The 1,220-nt window shown below is 57.7% G+C and carries 1 protein-coding gene and 1 pseudogene; both read right to left on the bottom strand.

What is annotated here, in order from left to right; all coding sequences use genetic code 11:
• Positions 1-5: 5 nt before the first annotated feature.
• Positions 6-1,040 carry an IS3 family transposase gene (locus tag AAAX34_RS09405; RefSeq protein ID WP_349111071.1) on the bottom strand — a complete coding sequence of 345 codons (1,035 nt, stop codon included), beginning with the start codon at positions 1,038-1,040 and terminating at the stop codon, positions 6-8.
• A pseudogene (locus tag AAAX34_RS09400) lies at positions 929-1,168 on the bottom strand (transposase); the annotation flags it as partial. The gene AAAX34_RS09405 and the pseudogene AAAX34_RS09400, both read right to left, overlap by 112 nt.
• Positions 1,169-1,220 lie beyond the last annotated feature (52 nt).

The following is a 1,220-nucleotide window of genomic DNA, read 5'->3' as shown; positions in this document are numbered from 1 at the left end:
GATCCTCAAGCGTATTGCCGCTCGTATTCCACTGGAGACATGTAGCCCAGGGTGGAATGCATGCGCACCCTATTGTAATAGAGCTCTATGTACTTGAAGATGTCCTGCTTGGCCTCGTCCCTCGTCCCATAGTCCCTCTCTTTCACCAATTCCCTTTTCAGCGTCTTGAAGAACGACTCGGCCACCGCGTTGTCCAGCGGCGTGCCGGGCCTTGATACCGACTGGACTATGCCATGCGAGTCCAGACACCGCTGGAAGGAACGGGAGGTGTACTGCGCGCCCCGATCGTCATGGAAGACGAGGCTGCCGTCATCTGGCGGACCCTCCCTGCCGACCGCCTGCTCCATCGCGTCGATCGCGACCTTCTCGGTGATGCGCTCGGACATTGACCAGCCCACGACCTTGCGGGAGAAGGCGTCTATCACGGCTGCGAGATAGAGCCACCCTTCTCTTGTGGGTATGTAGGTGATGTCGCCCACCCAAAGCCTGTTGCGCTCGCCCACGGTGAAAGCGCGCTCTACCAGGTTCAACCGAGGGTCTCCCGGCTCGACCTTCTTCTGGATGCGGTGTTTTCGGGTCGCGCCCTTTCCGGCAAGTCCGAGCTTCTGCATGATGCGGAGCACGCGCTTCTCGCTCACGACGATGCCGCTTTTTCGCAGTTCGCGGTTGATGCGCCGGTAGCCGTAACGGCCCTTATGCCGCTCGAAGGCCTCGACGACGAAACCTTCGATCGCCTCCCGCTCTATCTGGGCGTCGGACTTCTTCCGGCCGAGATACTCGTAGAAACCGGATTTCGAGACTTTCATCAGCCCGCATGCCTTCTTGATGGGGCCAATCTCGCCCCTATGCTCTTTGAGGAACTCGAACCTCACGCATGGTCTTGACTCAAGAAGGCCCGGAAATTTTTTAGTATCTCGTTCTCGCGCTCGAGCTCCTCGACCTTCTTCTTGAGCTTCACGATCTCGTAGTCCTTGTTGATCTTCGGGGAGCCGTTTCCGGGGAACGCGCCGTCTCCCATCTCCTCGTATTCGCGGGCCCATCTTCTCAGCGTCGAATCCTTTATGCCGAGTTCCTCCGATAGGCCTTTGACCGTCATTTCCCCGGACAGGACCACCTTTGCCGCCGAGACCTTGAACTGCCTGTCGTATCGCTTTCTTCTTTGGGTCATCTTGAACACCTTTCGCTCTTAACTAGGTGTCCAATTCATCATACCCACTCCA

The organism is Collinsella sp. CLA-ER-H4 (genome assembly GCF_040092395.1).
Taxonomy (GTDB): Bacteria; Actinomycetota; Coriobacteriia; order Coriobacteriales; family Coriobacteriaceae; genus Collinsella.
This window is presented reverse-complemented; position numbering and strand designations above follow the sequence as displayed.

What these genes read in the sequence shown, in the direction of transcription:
- AAAX34_RS09405 (WP_349111071.1), bottom strand. Translation starts at nt 1,040, where the DNA reads ATGGGCCCGCGAATACGAGGAGATGGGAGACGGCGCGTTCCCCGGAAA.